Here is a 2,500-nt window from a genome sequence, read left to right as displayed (position 1 = left end):
CCTAGGGGTGAAAGGCCAATCAAACTCGGAGATAGCTGGTTCTCTGCGAAATCTATTTAGGTAGAGCGTCATCCGAATACCCCGGGGGGTAGAGCACTGGATGGGTAATGGGGCCCCACAGGCTTACTGATCCTAACCAAACTCCGAATACCCGGGAGTACTAGATGGCAGACACACTGCGGATGCTAACGTCCGTAGTGGAGAGGGAAACAACCCTGACCTACGACTAAGGCCCCCAATTCATGGCTAAGTGGGAAAGCAGGTGGGACGACCAAAACAACCAGGAGGTTGGCTTAGAAGCAGCCATCCTTTAAAGATAGCGTAACAGCTCACTGGTCTAAATAAGTTGTCCTGCGGCGAAGATGTAACGGGGCTCAAGCCATGAGCCGAAGTCTAGGGATGCGTAAGCATCGGTAGCAGAGCGTAGTGTGACATAGAACTCATCCTGTATTGCCGCCGGTTATACGGCGCGGGCAACCGCGCTCAAGTAGCCGAATAGGCGGTAGCGCAGGATAGAGTTCTTTCGATGAAGCCGGGGCGTGAGCCATCCGGTGGAGAGATCACTAGTGAGAATGATGACATGAGTAGCGACAAAGAGTGTGAGAGACACTCTCGCCGAAAGTCCAAGGGTTCCTGCTTAAAGCTAATCTGAGCAGGGTAAGCCGGCCCCTAAGCCGAGGCCGAAAGGCGTAGGCGATGGGAACTAGGTTAATATTCCTAGGCCAGGAGGATGTGACGGATCACAGGTGTAGTTCAATCTTATCGGATTGATTGGGCTGCTGAGTGGTTCCTGGAAATAGCCCTCCATCAGACCGTACCCTAAACCGACACAGGTGGACTGGTAGAGCATACCAAGGCGCTTGAGAGAACGATGTTGAAGGAACTCGGCAAAATACCTCCGTAAGTTCGCGAGAAGGAGGCCCGGTTCCTAGGCAACTAGGGGCTGGGGGCACAAACCAGGGGGTGGCGACTGTTTATTAAAAACACAGGGCTCTGCGAAGTCGCAAGACGACGTATAGGGTCTGACGCCTGCCCGGTGCCTGAAGGTTAAAAGGAGAGGTGAGAGCCTTGAATTGAAGCCCAGGTAAACGGCGGCCGTAACTATAACGGTCCTAAGGTAGCGAAATTCCTTGTCGGGTAAGTTCCGACCTGCACGAATGGCGTAACGACTTCCCCGCTGTCTCCAACATCGACTCAGCGAAATTGAATTGCCTGTCAAGATGCAGGCTTCCCGCGGTTAGACGGAAAGACCCCGTGCACCTTTACTACAGCTTCGCACTGGCATCAGGATTGTGATGTGCAGGATAGGTGGTGGGCTTTGAAGCAGGAACGCAAGTTCCTGTGGAGCCACCCTTGAGATACCACCCTTCGCACTCTTGATGTCTAACCGCGGTCCGTTATCCGGATCCGGGACCCTGCGTGGCGGGTAGTTTGACTGGGGCGGTCGCCTCCTAAAGCGTAACGGAGGCGCGCGAAGGTTGGCTCAGAGCGGTCGGAAATCGCTCGTTGAGTGCAATGGCAGAAGCCAGCCTGACTGCGAGACTGACAAGTCGAGCAGAGTCGAAAGACGGCCATAGTGATCCGGTGGTCCCGAGTGGAAGGGCCATCGCTCAACGGATAAAAGGTACGCCGGGGATAACAGGCTGATACTGCCCAAGAGTCCATATCGACGGCAGTGTTTGGCACCTCGATGTCGGCTCATCTCATCCTGGGGCTGGAGCAGGTCCCAAGGGTACGGCTGTTCGCCGTTTAAAGAGGTACGTGAGCTGGGTTTAGAACGTCGTGAGACAGTTCGGTCCCTATCTGCCGTGGGTGTAGGAGACTTGAGAGGAGTTGCCCCTAGTACGAGAGGACCGGGGTGAACGATCCACTGGTGGACCAGTTGTCGTGCCAACGGCAGTGCTGGGTAGCTATGATCGGACAGGATAACCGCTGAAGGCATCTAAGCGGGAAGCCCCCCTCAAAACAAGGTCTCCCTGAGGGCCGTGGAAGACCACCACGTCAATAGGCCGGAGATGTAAGCGCAGTAATGCGTTCAGTTGACCGGTACTAATCGCCCGATAGGCTTGATTTGATCCAGTAATGGGAAGACAAATCAAAAGCATACACTTCTTTGACTAACGATGGCTGTGTCGCGCCAAGCGGCACTGTTGATTGAAAACACAACCGTGCAGGAACGCGCATCCGCTTCGCGAATACGCTGCCTCCTGCGCGTCGCCTTTTTGCAAAGCAAAAAGAGCGACGGGGATTTTCCTCGGTTTGGTGGTCATAGCGCAAGTGAAACACCCGGTCCCATCCCGAACCCGGAAGTTAAGCACTGCCGCGCCAATGGTACTTGGGCTTAAGCCCCGGGAGAGTAGGTCACCGCCAAACCTAGAAAAATCCCAATCCTCTCTAACACGATGATACAAATCTGACTCTGACGCGGGATGGAGCAGCCCGGTAGCTCGTCAGGCTCATAACCTGAAGGTCGTAGGTTCAAATCCTACTCCCGCAACCA

Annotated in this window: 1 tRNA gene and 2 rRNA genes (1 of these 3 cut by a window edge); all 3 read left to right on the top strand. The window is 54.6% G+C overall.

Features of this window, described 5'->3' with window-relative positions:
• Positions 1-2,074 (top strand): 23S ribosomal RNA (locus ACR0L4_RS23195); it begins 792 nt to the left of the window's first position.
• Between the two features lie 184 nt (positions 2,075-2,258).
• A 5S ribosomal RNA gene (rrf, locus tag ACR0L4_RS23190) occupies positions 2,259-2,373 on the top strand.
• A 50-nt stretch (positions 2,374-2,423) separates the two neighbouring features.
• Positions 2,424-2,500: transfer RNA gene (locus ACR0L4_RS23185), tRNA-Met, on the top strand.

It is taken from the genome of Ruegeria sp. AB5 (assembly GCF_056542645.1).
Note: the sequence above shows the minus strand (reverse complement) of the source record. Positions and strands in the feature narration are given on the sequence as shown.